Origin of the sequence: Nocardioides aestuarii, assembly GCF_039527245.1 — a bacterium.
GTDB lineage: Bacteria > Actinomycetota > Actinomycetes > Propionibacteriales > Nocardioidaceae > Nocardioides > Nocardioides aestuarii.
In genome coordinates this window covers 3,439,671-3,455,636 of the sequence record NZ_BAAAJT010000002.1, presented here as the reverse complement: position 1 = coordinate 3,455,636, position 15,966 = coordinate 3,439,671, and the positions used below count along the sequence as shown (strand labels likewise).

Sequence of the window (15,966 nt, the reverse complement as noted above, 5' to 3'; positions counted from 1 at the left end):
TTGTTCTGCGGTCGCGTCGGCGGACCGTAAAGGCCATGTCGAAGAGGTTCGCGTCCGCGGTCTCTGCCGACGCGTCGATGCTCGCGCTGTGGCACTCGGCCGCCAACGCATCGGTCGACCCCTATCAGGTCGGCAGTCGCTCCAGCCGCCCGCGCAGAGCGCCCCCCGGTACGTAGATGCACCACGGGTTGAGTTGCGGCGCCCTTGCTGCCAAGCGGGTCGCTACTCGAACTGTCCGGAAACTCCAGATTTCGATCATGTGCGGGGTGGCCGCGGTGATGCATCAGGGCGACGAGACGGCCTTACGCCACACCTGACAGACGGTCTGTCGCGGTTCGAGATCAGGGGTTCGTGGCATGGTCTGAGCCCGGTGGCTCACCGGAAGTTCTCCGGATCCCCTGGGTTCATGAGCCTTCCAGCAGGACCGCCACGCGGTGCCGAGTCCTGCGAAGCCCGCTCAGCGTCACTCTCGTCCGCGAGCAAACCTTGGTCGCGCAACAGTCGGGCAGGCATCTCGTACTCGTGAGCGATGAGGTGACGGACGAACTTGCCCAAGCCCTCCGCTTCCCCCGAGGTCACGTCGTCGTAGTCCTCAGGATGGGCACCCTCGTTGCCGAGCTGATTGAGGTGGTCGGCCCACTCCCACAGAGACTTGTGCAAGTCCCCGTCGGCTTTCATGTGCTTGAGAGCCGTCTTGAGGTGTCGCTCGCCCTTGGCGGCCTCGCTGCCCTTGTCCTTCACGAACAGGCTCAGGGCCGACCGAAACATGACTGCAGCCGCTCGATTCGCTCCGATACCGAGGCAGCGCATCCCCTCGTCGTAGGCCGAGGCGACTCCCTTGTGAACGGCTCGATCGAGGGTTCCCATGCCGGGTGCGGGGTACCAGTGCAGTCCTGAGCCGGCACCGTCGGTGATCACTACGACAGCGTCCTTGCAGCCCGCACACCGGAGAATGGCCGCCTGTTCAGCGGCGGCAAAGCCCGGACCAAGCTCGTCGATCTTCGCCATGATCCACATGCCGTTCTTCTCGACCTCGAAGTTCGAGACCCTGCCGCACCTAGGACATGGGCCGGACGGGTCCGAAGGCGTCGGAAGAGTGTCTGGGCTGTGGTCTGGCATGTCGCTGATCCTCCCGCAGAGGGCCGACAAACAGTGACGGTCGGTGGGCCGCGTCGCAGAAAAGCGCTCGAAATGCCTTCCGCTCGGTGCGTACGCGGACGGCGGCCGGGGGCGCGACGGTTGCGGACCGTTAGCGAGGGACCACATGAGGCGGCATCGCCCGCAGGGGTCGCGATGTCATCCGCCAACCTCATGCTGCGCGGCGGCCTCGGCGTGGCGGGAAAGGCTGCGGCGGGCCGGATCCGGCGTCCGACCCTCGACGCGCGAGCTCCAGTCGAACTCCCCCTGCGACTTCGGCGCTCAAGGCCACTCCGTCAGGCCGTAGCCTGCCCCGTCGAGCCAGGATGTCTCGAACTCCCGAAACCCGCCCGTGCGCCGACCCAGGCAGGTGGTCACCGCCGTGCGTCGTAGCACCGCGGCGACGAGGTTTTCCACAGGAGATGTGACTCTCCGGTAGCCATCGTCGCCCCTGAGAACTACTCTGGTGTCATTAGCAGTCGCTGAACCAGAGTGCCACCCCCGTCTCACGGCGGAGGAGCCCCGGTACGAGGCCGCTGATGCAACTGAATCCGAAGATGACGAGGGCCCCAACCGGACGTTCGTCTGACTGAGGCCCTCGCGTTGATCTAGGCAATCGACAGTGTAGGCACACACCGACCAAACCGTCTTCATCGGGACGGGCTCGTGTCGGAGACAGTCGGTCGATCCCCGGCGGCGCCCTCTGCAACCAGAGAGGCTCCGACTATGTACGAGATCGATTTCTTGCCGATCGAAGAGACCGGCAGCACGGGATCGAAGAGCGGCGATGCGATCGCGATGCGCTTCGACGACAACCTCGGCCGGCAGCGCGTCGTCGTGATCGACGGCGGCTACAAGAACACCGGCGACAGGCTCGTGACGCACATCCGGGACTACTACGCCACCACACACGTCGACCTCGTGATCTCCACCCACCCCGACGGTGACCACATCCGCGGTCTCACAGGCGTTCTCGAGGAGCTCACTGTGGGTGAGCTGATGATCCACCGGCCCCACGACCACCACCCTAAGTTCGCGGACTACAGCAACATCGAGGTCATCGACGCACTCATCGGGCAGGCCGAGGAGCGCGGCGTCACCGTCACCGAACCCGTCACTGGGCTGACCCGGTTCGGCGGCATCCTCCGCATTCTCGGACCGACCGCTGACTACTACGAGGAACTCCTCGCGGAGGACCTCGACGGCGAACGTGCGGCCGCCGTCAGCAAGCTCTCGGAGTTCTCCCTGATGCACAAGGCCATGGACCTGCTCAGCCGCGCCCTCGACTACCTCCCCACCGAAACGCTCGGTGAGGGCGGCTACACCAGCCCGCGAAACCGCACCTCGGTCGTCACTCTCCTGGCGGTCGACGGCGACCGGGTGATGTTCACCGGAGACGCCGGCATCGAGTCGCTCGAGCGCGCGATGGACGAGTACGACGCGGTCGTAGGCGACCCGGCCGTGGCGGCGCTGACCCTTTTGCAGGCACCTCACCACGGCAGCCGCCGCAACCTGTCCCCCACGATCCTCGACCGGATTCTCGGGAAGCCCGGGGAGCCGTTCGGCACTGGGTTCGGTACCGCCATCGTCAGCTCGGCGGCGGCCGACCCCAAGCACCCGTCGCCGAAGGTGACCAACGCGCTGCAGCGTCGGGGCATGTCGGTGTTTGCGACCGAGGGCCGCATCCTGTGCTACCCGGGGCGGCCGGGGTGGACCTCGGCGACGGAGCTCCCGCCGCTGGTAGAGGACGATGACTGACACCGACGGAGGTGCCGCAGCCGGGGACCGAGGTAGCGGCAACCCGGACAACGTGCAGGCGGCCGCGACCGTCGCGGGGGTCGACGTCTACGCATTCCGTGCGCGCGTGCTTCCCGCGATACTGGCGACCGCCCCCTTGATTGCGTTGGGGGTGCTTGCGCTGCCGTTCCTGGAGGGGGCGCAGCGCTGGTGGTCGGTCACCTCACTCGCGGTCCCCGCGTTTGCGACGTTGCTGGCGCGCCGCGCTGGCAACCGCGTCCAGGGGAAGCTCTACAGCGGTTGGGACGGCGCACCGACGACCCGACGGCTCCGGTACTCCTCAGACAGTTCGCCAGAGGAGATCGATCGACGCCACGAAAGGATCCGAGCGCTCCTAGGGGATGTCACCCTGCCCGACCAGGCGGAGGAGACGGCACACCCGGAGGCCAGCGACCGGAGGTACGCCGACGCGGTCAACCGGCTTCGCCCCTTGGTACGGAACCACCCTGAGCTCGGCATGTTGAACCTGGAGAACCGCAACTACGGCTTCGCCAGGAACCTGTTCGGGTTGAAGGGTCTAGGCGTTGCGGGCGCGTGGGCGGGTCTGGCGGCTTCCATCACGATCGCGGTTCTCATGTGGCTGGTTCGTCACGATCCTGCGGCAGCGACGATCGCCGCCCTGCCCGCCGGGGTCTCCCTGGTCACCATCTTGGCGTGGCGCACCGTCGACGAGGACTACGTCCGCCCGAGCGCCGAGGCGTACGCCGACCGGCTCGTCGAGGCGCTCGACATCCTCCCCGCCCGCCAGTCATGAGCTCGCGTGTGTGTCGCGCAAGGCGGCGGCCCGCGCCTCAAGGGTTTCCACCTGGGCAGCTGGCCGGTCGGCCCGGAGCCGGTGAAGCTCGGCGAGTAGCACCAGCACCTCCCCCCGGTCCGGGAACGGCACGACGCTGATCTCGGTCGGCTGGGTCGCGTATCGCCACAACTGCTCTTCGACCCGGTCGAGCCGGTCGCGGTCGTCTCTCAACACCTTCGCAGCCAGCCCGGGACGGCGTGGTCACCCTGGGGGTCTTGGACAGTAGTGACAGAGCCGGACCGTGAGGCGCAGCTGTGCGGAGCGCGTACATGCGGGGTTCGGCTCCTTACAACTGCCACGACTCCTTCGAGATTGAGGAGTTCTCGGCGTCGACCACCTCGTCCAGAAGCATCAACACCGCGGCGGCGAGGTCCTCGACCGCCTCGAACGGGACAGCGTCGTCCTCGGTCAAGCCCAAGTGGGTCACGAACAACGCCCGCTCTCGCCACCGTCGTCGTTCCTCCTCGCTGCTCATGTCACTCAGCGTGGCCTACACCGCTGACACGGTGTCGGCATCGTCAGACCATGCTGTCGGTCAGCAGCCATGCGCCATCAGAGCTGCCACAGCCCTCGTGGTCGTCACGCCTTCAGATTTGGTCATGACCGATCAATCCTGTGCTCCTTTTCCGCTGCTAGCGTACTACCGATGAACTCACCAAGCTCGTTGCCGAACATGGGAGTCCCGGCACGGGACGATCGGGACACGGTTGTCGCGAGGATCGTGGAGCGCCTCCCCGACCGGGTGGCGCGCGCACTCGGAGGAGACCGCGAAGCGCTGATCGGTCTGCTGTTGATTGCCGCGGACGTGGGCTGGCAGAGCCGGGCCGAGATCCTCGGCACAGTCGAAGAGGTCGCTGATGCCGCGCAGCAGTTCGCCGACTCGGTGGCTGACTGCTACTCCTCTCAGCAGCCACCATCCGACCGGCTCTGCGATGTCGGATTCGCGTTGGCATACCGCGTAGACGCCCTGGCGATCGAGGTCCTGCACCGTCGAGCCGGGGCCGGAACCCTAGGCAGTGCAGCACCGGTCCCGCCGATAGGACAGCTGGCACTGGAGGTCCGGCACACCGCTCGAGCACACGTAGCCGCGCTGCGCGATGCCGCCACCGCCGGCCATGTCCCCAACCGACACGATGTCGAAGCGGCCGAGCACCTTTACGGATCGGTGGTGCGACTGACCCGGGCAGCGTTGCAACGCGACATCCGAGCCACGCTCGGCAGCCTCGAGGCGCCGCCTGAACCTCATCGCGACTGACCCCTCCCGAAGCCGAGCGACACCCCTAGCCCTCCTGCGCACACCGCACGGGGGGCACCATGCACGTCGCTGCGACTCCCAATGCTCCGACGCGCTAGCGTCACCGCATGACCACCGCCGACGATGAGCGCCTGGCCACCGGCCGGCTGCTGTTGGGTCGGCGACTGCGCGAAGAGCGCATCCAACGAGATCTGCAGCTGACAGAGCTGGCAGCCAAGGCCGGCGTGTCCGTCGCCTTTCTCAGCGACCTTGAACGTGGCCGACGACTTCCCAGCCTCCAGACTCTGGACGCGCTGGCCCGCGAGCTCGGTACCTCCGCGGCCGCGATGCTGCTCGGCGTGTACCCCTGGGGCAGCGACGAACCCCCCTCAACCCCCCCGACCGCGCCGCCGGACGGTCGAGCTGGGCGCCGGGTTCGCGCTCGGCAGTAGCCCGCAAAGACATCCCTTTCCGGGCTGGTTCTTCTCACCCAGCGAATAACCGGCTAGGGTGGCGGAAGATTCCCCCGCGGATTCGCACTCCTTCCAACCACGTTCATCGGCGTCCGACGATGTCCAAGGAGGTCCGGCAATGACGACCTTGGTCACCTCTCATCCCTATGTGTCTCGGTGGGGCGGGTGGGGCTCGAACCCACGACCCAAGGATTATGAGTCCTCTGCTCTGACCGACTGAGCTACCGCCCCGGGGCGGGGAAAACCCTAGGCGAAGGACACCGGCAGCGGGTCGTCGAGTCGGTCCAACCACGCGTCCACGGCCCCGCCGAAGTCGTCGAGGTCGCCCGAGTCGAGGTGGGGCTCGATGCGGGCCCACGACTCCGCCCGCGCCAGCCGCCCGAGCCGGAGGGCCGGTGCGAGGGCACGGCGGAGCTCCGCGAGCGACGCCCGGTCGGTCCAGACCTCCAGTGCCGCGTCGGCGACACGGCGCATCCGGCCGTCGTCCGGTCCGGGGTCGCCGAGGTGCGAGGCGAGCATGTTCAGGGGCACCAGGAGCCCGGTGAGCGGGTGGTCCCACACGGCGTCGGCGAAGTCGAAGAAGCGCAGCCCAGCGGGGTCGTCGAAGGCGTTGTGCTCGTGGAGGTCGTTGTGCACGAGCGTGTCGGGCAGGCCCGCCGCACCGGCCTCCTCCCGCGCCCGTGCCACCCGGTCGGCGACCGACTCCGGCACCCGGCTCGCGGTCAGTCCCGTGGCGAGCAGGTCGGCGCCGTGGTCGGCGGTCGCCCTCGCCAGCTCCATGGCGCGCTGGACGAGCCGGACCCAGGCGTCGATGTCGTCGTCGCGCACCGTCTCGGCGAACACCTGGCCCTGGTCGGGCGTCAGCAGCAGTCCCCGACGGGTGTCCGCGGCCGCCACCGGCACGACGTACGCCGGGGCGAGGCGCGCCAGGACCGCCACGAGCTCCGCCTCGAAGGCCTGCCCCGGGCAGTTCTGCTTCGCCCACCAGGACCGGTCCCGGTCGTCGGTGGCCTGCCACACGACGGCCCACGGCCGCACCTTGGCGAGCTCGACGGTGACGTCGCTGTCGACCTGCTCCCCCACCCACCTGCCGACCTCGTCGGTGGTGGCCGCCCACTGCGTCATGGGTCGAGCCAACCGAACAAGGGGCTGTGCCAGCAACCCCGTCTGCGCCATGCTCGGACCATGACCACCGACACGCCACCGCCGCTGGAGCCGCTCGCCGAGGACTGGGAGCGCGCACTCTGCGTCGTCGCGCACCCGGACGACATGGAGTTCGGCGCCGCCGCCGCCGTCGCCCGCTGGACCGGCCAGGGCAAGCAGGTCGTCTACTGCATGGTGACCAGCGGCGAGGCCGGCATCGACGGCATGACCCCCAGCGAGGCGGGGCCGCTGCGCGAGGAGGAGCAGCTCGCGGCCTGCCGCGAGGTCGGGGTCGACTCGTGCGACTTCCTGCGGCTGCCCGACGGCGTCCTCGAGTACGGCGTCGCGTTGCGGTCCGCGATCGCCCGCGAGGTGCGGCTGCACCGCCCCGAGATCGTCATCACCGGCAACTTCCGCGACACCTTCGGCGGCCGCAACCTCAACCAGGCCGACCACATCGCCACCGGCCGGGCCGTCCTCGACGCCGTCCGTGACGCCGGCAACCGCTGGGTCTTCAACGAGCAGCTGGTCGGCGGGCTCGAGCCCTGGAGCGGCGTGCGCGAGGTCTGGGCCGCCAACTCGCCCGACGCCGAGCACGGCGTCGACACCACCGACACCTTCGACGCCGGGGTGGCCTCCCTGGAGGCGCACCGCGCCTACATCGACGGGCTCGGCTGGGAGGACTTCGACCCGCGCGAGTTCCTCGAGGGCTTCGGGCGCCAGACCGGCCAGCGCATGGGCGTCGCGATGGCGGCGCCGTTCGAGGTGTTCCCGATGGGCTGGGGCGGCTAGCCGTCCTGACCCGCTGCTCGTCCCCGCCGCGGGTAGCGTCGAGGGCGTGCAGCGCTCGACCCGCCGACGCGCCTACTTCTGGATGATGGGCACCTGCGTGGTGCTCATCCTCCTGGCGTGGAACGTCGTGCGCCTCTGGTCGGTCACCACGGCGGTGGTCATGAGCGTCGTCGCCGCGGTCATCCCGCCGGCGGCGGCGATCGTCGCCAACCTCGGCTCGCTCGCGCCGCCTAGGTCGTACGACGAGGTGTCGGGTAGCCTCGACCACGAAAGGGAGTAGTCCCCAACAGTCGCATCGACACACTGACCTCCGGGTCCGGTGCGGCAGGCCACCTCCGGGCGGCGGACGAGACTTTCGACCAGACACGTGACCGTCAACGACACGGACGCGCCTGGTCGAGGGTGCGTCCACGCGGAGTCCCCCGGCCGGGCCCGCCAGGAGGACCCCCATGGAAGCCTTTCTCATCTCGACCGCGGTGATCTTCGTCGCCGAGCTCGGCGACAAGAGCCAGCTGATGGCGATGACCTTCGCGTCGCGCTACCGCGCACGCGACGTCCTGATCGGCATCACCGCCGCGACCGCGATCGTGCACCTGGCCTCGGTCGCGATCGGGTTCTGGGTCGGCGAGGCGTTCGCCGACTACCAGGGCGTGATCGCCATCGTGGCCGGCCTGGCGTTCCTCGGCTTCGCCGCCTGGACGCTGCGCGGCGACGAGCTGACCGAGGACGAGGCCAGCAAGGCTCGCAACGCCACGGGCGCGGCGATCCTCGCCGTGGGCGTCGCCTTCTTCCTCGCCGAGCTCGGCGACAAGACGATGCTCGCCACCATCACCCTGGCCACCCAGCACGGCTGGTTCGGCACCTGGATCGGCTCCACGGTGGGCATGGTCGTCGCCGACGCGCTCGCGATCGTCGTCGGCGCCGCCCTGGGCCGCAAGCTCCCGGAGAAGGCGATCAAGTACGGCGCGGCCGCCGCGTTCGCCGTGTTCGGCGTGCTGCTGATCGTCCAGGGCGCCCTGGCCTGAGCATGCGAGAAGCCCTGACCGTGACGGTCAGGGCTTCTCGATGGGCTCCCCCGGTTGGACTCGAACCAACAACCCTCCGGTTAACAGCCGAATGCTCTGCCAGTTGAGCTACAGGGGATCGCGCGGTGTTGCGTCGCACAGGTTAGCAACGCGTCGAACCGCCGCGAAATCGAGGGTCCGACAGCCCGGGTCACGCCTGACCGAGCTCCTCGCGGGCGGTCTGCAGGGCGTCCAGGGCCGCCCGCCGTACGTCGGGATCCTGGGGGTCGACGCCCTCGTCGTACTCGTGGAACCAGGCGACCGGCTGGTCGCCGCGCGGCGCGCGGCGGGCGACGACTCGCAGCCCCCGGCGGCCGTGCACGGGCACGTGGCGCTGGAGGACCACGCTCGCGGTCACCCGTTCCCGCACCAGCTGGAGCAGGCGACCGGGCTCGTCGAACGTGAAGGTGTGCTCGACCCGGTCCTCCCCCCAGGTGCCGACCTCGCTGACCCGCAGCCGGTCCTCGTCGCGGTCCCAGTCGGCCGCCTCGACCCGCTCCCACGGCAGGCGAACCTCGCCGAGGTAGAGCGCGTCACGGGACCCGGCGACGACCGTGCCGTCGTGGGCCTCCGCCCACGCCAGCACCGACTCCCCCTTCGCCAGCGGCAGGTCGGGCCGGCGGCGTCGCCCGCTTCTCATCGGGTCCTCACTCCGTCGTCCCGACGGCCTTGTCGTGGAGCGTCCGGCGGTGGTGCTCGAGCGCGACCAGCTCGCCGAACATCCGGTTGTAGTCGGCGGCGTGGTCGACCGGGTTGGTCCGCTGGAGCCGCGACTTGAGGTCGGCGATCCGACGCATGGTGGTCAGCTCCTGGAGCCGGTAGACGTGGGCAGCGACGAAGGCAGCGTCGGGCACCTTGGCCGTCAGCAGCGGCTCGACCGTCAGCGCGCTGAGTGCCGAGGCGACGGACGGGTCGCCCGCGGCGTCGCCCAGCCGGCCGGCCCAGCCGTTGTCGGCTGCCCCTGACGTCGGCCCCCCGGACTCCGCGATGAGCTCCCACACCGCCCGGTAGGTCGGGTGGGTGAAGTCGTTGGCCCCGACGTCGCGCGAGGCGTTGCCGATGGCCGCGGGGTGCTGGAGGACCAGCTTGAGTGTCTCGCGCTCGAGCCGGAACCGCGGGTCGCGCAGGTCGGGCAGCTGCTGCCTCGGGCGCTCGTCACTCGTGGCCTGCTGGGCCGTCGGCGGGGGCGCCTGGCGCGAGGAGCGGTTGGCCGCGCGGCGCACCTCCTCCCGCGCCTGCTCGGGATCGACGCCGACCATGCCGGCGAGCTCCCGGGAGAAGGCGTCGACCTTCGACTTGTCGCGGATCGAGGAGACCAGCCGGGCAGCCTCCCGCACTGCGTCGACGCGACCGTCGGCACGGTCGAGGTCGTACTTGGCGACCACGTTGCCGAGCACGAAGCGGTAGAGCGGCACCCGCCGGGCGACCAGCTCGCGGACCGCCGCATCGCCCTCCTTCTGGCGCAGGTCGCAGGGGTCGAGGCCCGAGGGCTCGACCGCGACGTAGGTCTGGGAGACGAAGTTCTGGTCGCCCTCGAAGGCCCGCAGCGCCGCCTTCTGGCCGGCGGCGTCGCCGTCGAAGGTGAAGATGACCTCGCCGCGGAACTCCTCGTGGTCGTGGAGGAACCGGCGCAGCACCCGCGCGTGGTCGTCGCCGAAGGCGGTGCCACAGGTCGCGACCGCCGTCGGGACGCCCGACAGGTGGCAGGCCATCACGTCGGTGTAGCCCTCGACCACGACTGCCCGCGACGCCTTCGCCATCTCGCGGCGCGCGAGGTCGATGCCGTAGAGCACCTGGCTCTTCTTGTAGATCGCCGTCTCGGGAGTGTTGAGGTACTTCGCGTCGATCCGGTCGTCGTCGTGGATCCGGCGGGCCCCGAACCCGATGGTGTCCCCGGACGCGTCGCGGATCGGCCAGAGCAGCCGCCCCCGGAACCGGTCGTAGGCCGAGCGCCCGACGGCGACCAGGCCGGCCGCCACGCTCTCCTCGTCGCTGAAGCCGGCTCCGCGCAGGACCTTGAGGAGCGCCTCGCCGTCCTTGGGGGCGTAGCCGTTGCCGTAGGTCTGGGCGACGCTCCCGTCGAAGCCGCGGTCGAGCAGGAACTGGCGGGCGACCTGCGCCTCGGGCCCGCGCAGCTGCTCGGCGTAGAACTCCTGGGCGACGCGGTGGGCCTCGACCAGCCGGCTGCGCTGGGGCCCCCGCGGCCGGTCGTCACGGACGTCGCCGTCCTCGCGCCGCAGCTGCACGCCGTACTTGTCGGCGAGCCGCTCGACCGCCTCGGTGAAGGAGAGGCCGTCGATCTTGATGAGGAAGGTGATGACGTCACCGCCCTCCTGGCAGCCGAAGCAGTTGCCGGTCAGGATGTTGTCTTCGAGCGTGAAGGCGTGCCCGCCGGGCACTTCGGCGCAGTAGACCTCCTCCTCGCGCTCTGTCTCCTCGACGGACTGCACCACCCAGCCCCGGCGCGCGAACTGCTTGTCGGCCGCCTCGAACCTCCGACGGTGCTCGTCGATGAGGAAGAAGTCCGCGGGGAGGTCCTCGTTGATGAGGTGTACCCGGTGCAGCTCCGACGGCTCGGGCCCGAACCCGGTACGGACCTGCGTCGTGATGCCGTAGGTGCCGATTCCCAGCCGCGTGCAGACGTCGCGGACGAACTCGAGGTCGTGTCGGTCTGCCGAGTTGAGGATGACCGTGCCATCCGCGGCGACACAGCCGTCGGCGGCGAAGTATCCGGCGAGCCAGCCGAGCAGGTAGGACACCGACTCGTCCTGGTCAGGAAGCTCCTTGAAGAAGCGGGGCAGGTGATGGACCAGCAGGTTGTCGCCCGAGGCCGTGGTGTGGCTGTTGGGAAACCACTTGAGCATGGCCAGGTCTTTCGGCGGGCAGAGCAGCGCCATGGCTCCCGTACCGCTCCTGGTGCCGTCACCGTAGGTGAAGCCGTGTGCGATGCCGAAGGGTGACGGGGTGCTCTGGGCGATGCGGGTTGCCGGGAACTTCGGCACCAGCCGATCCCCACGCTTCAGATCGCGCGTCAACACCTCGCGACGCTTTCGCTGGTCCTTGCCGCTGCGCACGAACCATCGGTGACCGTCAGTGGCGAAGAGCTCCTTGGTCTGGCGGTTGCGGGTCACCGTGATCTTGTGAAGCCGCTGCACGCCGTAGGCCTTGAACGGAGCGTCCACCCAGCGCCCATCGGCCCCCAGCACGCGATGTGTCCCGCCCGCGAGCTCGGCGATCGGCCGAACGCCCTGCCAGGTGAGCACACGAGTCTCCGCGGCCAGGCAGTGGAAGAAGCCGCGGCTGGGGGTCACGTGGAAGGACGGCGACTTCTCGTCGTGGAAGGGGCAGAGCCCCTTCATCGAGCCGCCGCCGGCGTTGCGGAGGGTGACGTAGCCCGAGACGACCTCGTCGATGCGGGCCTTCTCGCGCACCTCGGCGATGTCGTCCTCGCGAATCCTCCCGGCCACGCCCGGAGTCTACGCAGCGACCCCGGAGCCGGGACGGGGGTCCACAGGCCTCACCCGCTCGGGGGTTGAACGCCGGCCTCGGACGCGGAACGGTGGAGGGATGACACCGACGGAGCAGACCGACGGTGCCGCCGAGCCCACTCTCGGGGCGCTGGTCCACGACCTGTCCACGCAGATCCCGGAGCTGGTGCGCTCGGAGCTCCGGCTGGCGCAGGCAGAGCTGGCGGAGACGGGGAGGCGCGCCGGCCTCGGCGCCGGGCTCCTCGGCGCTGCGGGCGTGACCGCGCTCTACGGCGTCGCCGTGCTGCTCGCAGCCGTCGTCCTCGCCCTGAGCCTCGTGCTGCCCGCCTGGGCCGCGGCTCTCGTCGTGGCCGTGGCACTGCTGGCCGGCGCGGGCGTGCTCGCGCTGCGGGGGAAGGGGCAGGTCGAACGGGCCGCGCCCGCGACGCCCGAGCGCGCCATCGCCGGCATCAAGGAGGACGTCGAGACCGTGAAGGGACACCACCCGTGAGCCACCGCCGACCCGAGCAGATCGAGGCCGAGATCGAGGCGCAGCGCGAGCAGCTGGCTGCGACCGTCGACGAGCTGACCCACAAGCTCGACGTCAAGGACCGGATGACCACCGACAACGGGCGACCACGTCCGCAGCTGGTCGCCGCGGCAGGGGCGGCGATCGTCGTCGTCGTGGCCGTGGTGCTCTGGCGACGACGCTGACCCCTCGACCGAAGGAGACCGACGTGAAGAAGCTGACCATCCTGATCGCGGGAGGCGTGGGCTACGTGCTCGGCACCCGCGCCGGGCGCGAGCGCTGGGAACAGATCAAGGGCGCCGCCGTCCGGGTCAAGGACGACCCGCGCGTGCAGGAGAAGGCCCAGCAGGCGGTGGACACCGCCAAGGCGCAGGCGCCCGTGGTGAAGGACAAGCTGGCGGAGGCCGCCGACTCTGCCCGGACCCGGGTCTCGTCGGACGGCGGCGACCCGGCGGCCGACCTCCCGGACGAGAGCCTGGTCAACCAGCAGGACCCCTACCCGAAGGGTGACCTGCCCTAGAGCCGGACGCGTCCCGTCCGGTTCCGGTGGCAGGGTGACGGGGTGAGCATCCCCACCGCCTCCTGGGGCCAGGCGCTCGCCTGGCGGTCGCAGCGCCAGCTCCTCGTGCCCCGGGGGCCGGTCGGGGCGACCGAGGTCGTCACCCGGCTCGGCGCCGTCCTCGCGATGGACGAGTCGCTCGCCGACCTCGCCGTGGCCGCCCGGTCGACCACGGCGCGAGGCGGCGACCTCACGCGGGCACTCGCCGACGGGAGCCTGGTCCAGGTCTTCGCCTTTCGTGGGGCGATGCACTACGTCTCCCCCGCGGAGGGCGGCTCCTACCTCGCCCTCCGCTGTGCGGGCCGCCAGTGGGAGCTGCCCAGCTGGGTCGAGCACTACCGGCTCTCACCCGAGGACTGGCCCGGCTTCCGGGCGACCGTCCGCGAGGCGCTGCGTGGGGGCCCGCTGACGGTGGCCGAGCTCGGCGAGGCGGTCTCCGCCCACCGGGCCTACCGGCACCTCCGCCCGACCTTCGAGGACGGCGCCGGGACGCTCCTGAAGCCGCTGACGTGGCAGGGCGACATGTCGCTGGGGCCGCGACGGGACGGACAGCTGACCCTCCAGTCGCTCGAGGGCAACCCGGCCTGGCGGGGTGTCCCGGACCTCGACGACGCAGGTCCGGACGCGATCCGTGCCTACCTGCGCAGCTACGGTCCCGCCACCCCCGACCACGTCCACCACTGGCTGGGCAGTGGCCTCAGCGCCGGTCGCCGACGCCTCGACCGCTGGTGGGGCGAGCTCGTCGACGAGCTGGCGGCGATCGACGTCGACGGCACCACGGCGTACGTCGTGACCGACGACCTCGAGTCCCTGTTGGCCTCGGCGCCGACGGGGAGCGTCCGGCTGCTGCCGGGGCACGACCAGTGGGTGATGGGACCCGGGACGAAGGACGAGCACGTGGTCCCCGCCGAGCTGCGCGACCTGGTCACGCGGAAGGCCAACCTCGTGGTCGCCGACGGCGTCGTCGCCGGCACCTGGAGCCGACGGGGTGGTGACGTCGAGGTGCGCTGGCTCGGGGACGGCACGCCGCCGCAGGCCGCGATCGACGAGGAGACCGCCCGGCTCAGCGAGTGAGGCGGCGATGCCACGCGACCGCGCTCGCATCGGTCAGCGAGGCGACCTGGTCGACCACGACGCGGGTCCGGGCGGCATCGTCGACGGCAGCCTCCCAGTCGTCGCGGAAGGGACGCTCCAGCTCTCGTGGCCGGTCGAGCAGGACCGCGACCAGCTCGGTCAGCAGCTCACGCTGGCGACCCATCGCGGCCACCCGGTCGTCGGCCTGCATGACGTAGAGGGCGGCGATGCCCTTCAGGACCGCCATCTCCAGCTCCGCCTCCGGCGGCACGACCAGGTCGGCGGCGTGGCGCACCGGCGTCCCCGACCTGCTCCCGACGACCACCGCACCGCAGAACCGGCCGATGAGGTCGCTCGTCAGGTTCTTGAGCGCCGCGAGGGCGGCCCGGGTGCCGTCGTAACGGTCGGTCGGCCAGCCCTCGACGACCCGGAGCCGACCGAGCGTGGCGTCGAGGACGGAGTCGCCGGCGTCAGGGACGTACCAGTCGCGGACGGTGGCCCACACGGCCTCCCGGTCGAGCCGGCTCAGGTCGATCCGCCCGGCGACGACGCCGTCCTCGATGTCGTGGACGGAGTAGGCGATGTCGTCGGCGAGGTCCATGACCTGGGCCTCGACGCATCGGCGTCGTCCGGGGGTGGCGTCACGCATCCACCGGAAGACCGGGAGGTCGTCGTCGTAGACGCCGAACTTCACCACCACCCGGGGCGACCCGTCGGCGTGGACGCCGGACGGCGGCGTGGCCTCCGCGAGCGGCCAGGGGTACTTCGTGCAGGCGTCGAGCGTCGCGCGCGTCAGGTTGAGCCCGGCGCTGCGACCCTCGGCGTCGACCGTCTTCGCCTCGAGCCGGGTGAGGATGCGCAGCGTCTGGGCGTTGCCCTCGAACCCTCCACACTCCCCCGCCAGCGCCGCGAGCGCGCGCTCGCCGTTGTGACCGAACGGCGGGTGGCCCAGGTCGTGGGCCAGCGCGGCGGTCTCGGCGAGATCGGGGTGGCAGCCCAGTGCCCGGGCGAGGTCGCGCGCGACCTGGGCGACCTCGAGGCTGTGGGTGAGCCGGTTGCGGACGAAGTCGTCGCTCTGGGGCCCGACCACCTGCGTCTTCGCCGCCAGCCGCCTCGAGGCGGCTGCGTGCACGACGCGCGCCCGGTCACGCTCGAAGGCGGTGCGCACGGGCGCGTCGACGCGCTTGGGGGGTTCGGGGACGAGCCGCTCCCGGTCGTGGACGTCGTAGTCGGCGTCGTGGGGGTCCGCAAATGCCATCGGGGCGACCCTAGTGGTCACCCCCGTCGGACCGGGCGACGTCCACCCGCCTCGCACCACCGGCGTACTGTCGAGGACAGCTCCCGACGTGGCCACCCCGGATCGCGCGGCGGCCAGAAGGCGGCTCGCATGTCCCCACCCGTTCCGCGGACGACCCCGCACCTGATGCCCGTCCGGCTGCTGCTGGCCGCCGGCTGTGAGGACCGGGAGCTCGACGGCGCCTGGTGGCCGCACGGCAGTGACCTCGAGCTCGAGCTGGCAGGCCTGGTCCAGCACTTCCCCGCTCAACGCAGCCGCATCGTCCTCGTCAGCGTGTCACGACCCGACTGGGCCCCGTTCCCCCGCCGCGCCGGGCTCGAGGGCGAGCACGTGGGAGTCGCGGCGAGCGACGGCGATCCGCACGTCGTCGGACTGACCCTCGCCGACGGCTCCCGGCTGCGCCTGCTGGTCGTCCCCCCGGACCTGCCGCTCGACCTCGCCGAGGGCGCGATGTTCACCTCCACGCAACCCGGCAACACCACGGTCGCCGGCGATCTCCTCCAGCGGGCGCAAGCACCCGACGAGCAGTGGCACGACCACGAGGAACCGTGGTGGGGACACGCCGTGCCCCCCTCCCACCGGTCGTCACACTGATGCGGCTGGT

General features: G+C 70.7%; 19 protein-coding genes, 2 tRNA genes and 1 pseudogene. 12 read left to right on the top strand and 10 right to left on the bottom strand.

All coding sequences use genetic code 11. From position 1 onward, the window contains the following. Window positions 1–375 precede the first annotated feature (375 nt). Window positions 376–1,119, bottom strand: a complete 744-nt coding sequence (locus ABD091_RS17370; RefSeq protein ID WP_343920773.1) for a DUF4145 domain-containing protein — start codon at window positions 1,117–1,119, stop codon at window positions 376–378. Window positions 1,120–1,863: 744 nt separating this feature from the next. Between ABD091_RS17370 and ABD091_RS17365 the strand changes: the two genes are divergently transcribed. Then, window positions 1,864–2,895 (top strand): ComEC/Rec2 family competence protein, encoded by a 1,032-nt coding sequence (locus tag ABD091_RS17365; RefSeq protein WP_343920771.1) that lies wholly within the window; start codon window positions 1,864–1,866, stop codon window positions 2,893–2,895. Further along, window positions 2,888–3,688, top strand: a complete 801-nt coding sequence (locus ABD091_RS17360) for a hypothetical protein (RefSeq protein ID WP_343920769.1) — start codon at window positions 2,888–2,890, stop codon at window positions 3,686–3,688. Before ABD091_RS17365 ends, ABD091_RS17360 begins: the two co-directional genes overlap by 8 nt. On the opposite strand, the gene ABD091_RS17355 is transcribed toward ABD091_RS17360, so the two are convergent. Beyond that, the gene (locus ABD091_RS17355) at window positions 3,683–3,904 is read right to left on the bottom strand and encodes a hypothetical protein (protein WP_343920767.1); all 222 of its coding nucleotides are present in this window, start codon (window positions 3,902–3,904) and stop codon (window positions 3,683–3,685) included. The two genes, ABD091_RS17360 and ABD091_RS17355, sit on opposite strands and share 6 nt — an antisense overlap. Window positions 3,905–4,016: 112 nt before the next feature. Beyond that, complete coding sequence (locus ABD091_RS17350; protein ID WP_343920765.1) at window positions 4,017–4,205, bottom strand: hypothetical protein; 189 nt, start codon at window positions 4,203–4,205, stop codon at window positions 4,017–4,019. A 171-nt stretch (window positions 4,206–4,376) separates the two neighbouring features. Between ABD091_RS17350 and ABD091_RS17345 the strand changes: the two genes are divergently transcribed. Beyond that, window positions 4,377–4,985, top strand: a complete 609-nt coding sequence (locus ABD091_RS17345; RefSeq protein ID WP_343920763.1) for a hypothetical protein — start codon at window positions 4,377–4,379, stop codon at window positions 4,983–4,985. Window positions 4,986–5,092: 107 nt separating this feature from the next. Further along, complete coding sequence (locus tag ABD091_RS17340) at window positions 5,093–5,416, top strand: helix-turn-helix domain-containing protein (RefSeq protein WP_343920761.1); 324 nt, start codon at window positions 5,093–5,095, stop codon at window positions 5,414–5,416. Window positions 5,417–5,594: 178 nt separating this feature from the next. Here ABD091_RS17340 and ABD091_RS17335 read toward each other — a convergent pair. Beyond that, window positions 5,595–5,668 (bottom strand) — tRNA-Ile (locus ABD091_RS17335). 15 nt (window positions 5,669–5,683) lie between these two features. After that, window positions 5,684–6,562 carry a hypothetical protein gene (locus tag ABD091_RS17330; RefSeq protein WP_343920759.1) on the bottom strand — a complete coding sequence of 293 codons (879 nt, stop codon included), beginning with the start codon at window positions 6,560–6,562 and terminating at the stop codon, window positions 5,684–5,686. Window positions 6,563–6,622: 60 nt separating this feature from the next. Between ABD091_RS17330 and ABD091_RS17325 the strand changes: the two genes are divergently transcribed. The 3 genes from ABD091_RS17325 (at window position 6,623) to ABD091_RS17315 (ending at window position 8,397) form a co-directional block, all read left to right on the top strand. Continuing rightward, a complete protein-coding gene (locus ABD091_RS17325; protein WP_343920757.1) occupies window positions 6,623–7,372 on the top strand; it encodes a PIG-L deacetylase family protein in 750 nt (249 codons plus the stop codon). A gap of 46 nt (window positions 7,373–7,418) precedes the next feature. Next, entirely contained in the window at window positions 7,419–7,652 is a 234-nt protein-coding gene (locus ABD091_RS17320) for a DUF3099 domain-containing protein (RefSeq protein WP_343920755.1), read from the top strand. A 169-nt stretch (window positions 7,653–7,821) separates the two neighbouring features. Further along, window positions 7,822–8,397, top strand: a complete 576-nt coding sequence (locus tag ABD091_RS17315; RefSeq protein WP_343920753.1) for a TMEM165/GDT1 family protein — start codon at window positions 7,822–7,824, stop codon at window positions 8,395–8,397. Window positions 8,398–8,442: 45 nt separating this feature from the next. Here ABD091_RS17315 and ABD091_RS17310 read toward each other — a convergent pair. The 4 genes and pseudogenes from ABD091_RS17310 to ABD091_RS17295 form a co-directional block, all read right to left on the bottom strand. After that, a tRNA-Asn gene (locus tag ABD091_RS17310) sits at window positions 8,443–8,515 on the bottom strand. A gap of 72 nt (window positions 8,516–8,587) precedes the next feature. Then, on the bottom strand, window positions 8,588–9,076 hold the full coding sequence (locus ABD091_RS17305) for a hypothetical protein (protein ID WP_343920751.1): 489 nt from the start codon (window positions 9,074–9,076) through the stop codon (window positions 8,588–8,590). A gap of 7 nt (window positions 9,077–9,083) precedes the next feature. Continuing rightward, the gene (gene dnaG / locus ABD091_RS17300; RefSeq protein WP_343920968.1) at window positions 9,084–11,300 is read right to left on the bottom strand and encodes a DNA primase; all 2,217 of its coding nucleotides are present in this window, start codon (window positions 11,298–11,300) and stop codon (window positions 9,084–9,086) included. A 417-nt stretch (window positions 11,301–11,717) separates the two neighbouring features. Beyond that, window positions 11,718–11,903, bottom strand: a pseudogene (locus tag ABD091_RS17295) (CHC2 zinc finger domain-containing protein); the annotation flags it as partial. Between the two features lie 100 nt (window positions 11,904–12,003). Here ABD091_RS17295 and ABD091_RS17290 point away from each other — a divergent pair. The 4 genes from ABD091_RS17290 to ABD091_RS17275 are packed head-to-tail and all read left to right on the top strand — an operon-like array spanning window position 12,004 to window position 14,065. Continuing rightward, a complete protein-coding gene (locus ABD091_RS17290; protein ID WP_343920749.1) occupies window positions 12,004–12,414 on the top strand; it encodes a phage holin family protein in 411 nt (136 codons plus the stop codon). Then, window positions 12,411–12,617, top strand: a complete 207-nt coding sequence (locus tag ABD091_RS17285) for a DUF3618 domain-containing protein (RefSeq protein WP_343920747.1) — start codon at window positions 12,411–12,413, stop codon at window positions 12,615–12,617. The genes ABD091_RS17290 and ABD091_RS17285 overlap by 4 nt, the downstream gene beginning before the upstream one ends. 23 nt (window positions 12,618–12,640) lie before the next feature. Further along, window positions 12,641–12,952 (top strand): hypothetical protein, encoded by a 312-nt coding sequence (locus tag ABD091_RS17280; RefSeq protein ID WP_343920745.1) that lies wholly within the window; start codon window positions 12,641–12,643, stop codon window positions 12,950–12,952. Between the two features lie 42 nt (window positions 12,953–12,994). Further along, the gene (locus tag ABD091_RS17275) at window positions 12,995–14,065 is read left to right on the top strand and encodes a DNA glycosylase AlkZ-like family protein (protein ID WP_343920743.1); all 1,071 of its coding nucleotides are present in this window, start codon (window positions 12,995–12,997) and stop codon (window positions 14,063–14,065) included. Here ABD091_RS17275 and ABD091_RS17270 read toward each other — a convergent pair. Beyond that, complete coding sequence (locus tag ABD091_RS17270; protein WP_343920741.1) at window positions 14,055–15,323, bottom strand: deoxyguanosinetriphosphate triphosphohydrolase; 1,269 nt, start codon at window positions 15,321–15,323, stop codon at window positions 14,055–14,057. The two genes, ABD091_RS17275 and ABD091_RS17270, sit on opposite strands and share 11 nt — an antisense overlap. 129 nt (window positions 15,324–15,452) lie before the next feature. Between ABD091_RS17270 and ABD091_RS17265 the strand changes: the two genes are divergently transcribed. Then, window positions 15,453–15,956 carry a DUF5994 family protein gene (locus tag ABD091_RS17265; protein ID WP_343920739.1) on the top strand — a complete coding sequence of 168 codons (504 nt, stop codon included), beginning with the start codon at window positions 15,453–15,455 and terminating at the stop codon, window positions 15,954–15,956. Window positions 15,957–15,966 lie beyond the last annotated feature (10 nt).

What these genes read in the sequence shown, in the direction of transcription:
- ABD091_RS17370 (WP_343920773.1), bottom strand. Translation starts at nt 1,119, where the DNA reads ATGCCAGACCACAGCCCAGACACTCTTCCGACGCCTTCGGACCCGTCC.
- ABD091_RS17365 (WP_343920771.1), top strand. Translation starts at nt 1,864, where the DNA reads ATGTACGAGATCGATTTCTTGCCGATCGAAGAGACCGGCAGCACGGGA.
- ABD091_RS17360 (WP_343920769.1), top strand. Translation starts at nt 2,888, where the DNA reads ATGACTGACACCGACGGAGGTGCCGCAGCCGGGGACCGAGGTAGCGGC.
- ABD091_RS17350 (WP_343920765.1), bottom strand. Translation starts at nt 4,205, where the DNA reads ATGAGCAGCGAGGAGGAACGACGACGGTGGCGAGAGCGGGCGTTGTTC.
- ABD091_RS17345 (WP_343920763.1), top strand. Translation starts at nt 4,377, where the DNA reads ATGAACTCACCAAGCTCGTTGCCGAACATGGGAGTCCCGGCACGGGAC.
- ABD091_RS17340 (WP_343920761.1), top strand. Translation starts at nt 5,093, where the DNA reads ATGACCACCGCCGACGATGAGCGCCTGGCCACCGGCCGGCTGCTGTTG.
- ABD091_RS17330 (WP_343920759.1), bottom strand. Translation starts at nt 6,562, where the DNA reads ATGACGCAGTGGGCGGCCACCACCGACGAGGTCGGCAGGTGGGTGGGG.
- ABD091_RS17325 (WP_343920757.1), top strand. Translation starts at nt 6,623, where the DNA reads ATGACCACCGACACGCCACCGCCGCTGGAGCCGCTCGCCGAGGACTGG.
- ABD091_RS17315 (WP_343920753.1), top strand. Translation starts at nt 7,822, where the DNA reads ATGGAAGCCTTTCTCATCTCGACCGCGGTGATCTTCGTCGCCGAGCTC.
- ABD091_RS17305 (WP_343920751.1), bottom strand. Translation starts at nt 9,076, where the DNA reads ATGAGAAGCGGGCGACGCCGCCGGCCCGACCTGCCGCTGGCGAAGGGG.
- dnaG (WP_343920968.1), bottom strand. Translation starts at nt 11,300, where the DNA reads ATGCTCAAGTGGTTTCCCAACAGCCACACCACGGCCTCGGGCGACAAC.
- ABD091_RS17290 (WP_343920749.1), top strand. Translation starts at nt 12,004, where the DNA reads ATGACACCGACGGAGCAGACCGACGGTGCCGCCGAGCCCACTCTCGGG.
- ABD091_RS17270 (WP_343920741.1), bottom strand. Translation starts at nt 15,323, where the DNA reads ATGGCATTTGCGGACCCCCACGACGCCGACTACGACGTCCACGACCGG.
- ABD091_RS17265 (WP_343920739.1), top strand. Translation starts at nt 15,453, where the DNA reads ATGTCCCCACCCGTTCCGCGGACGACCCCGCACCTGATGCCCGTCCGG.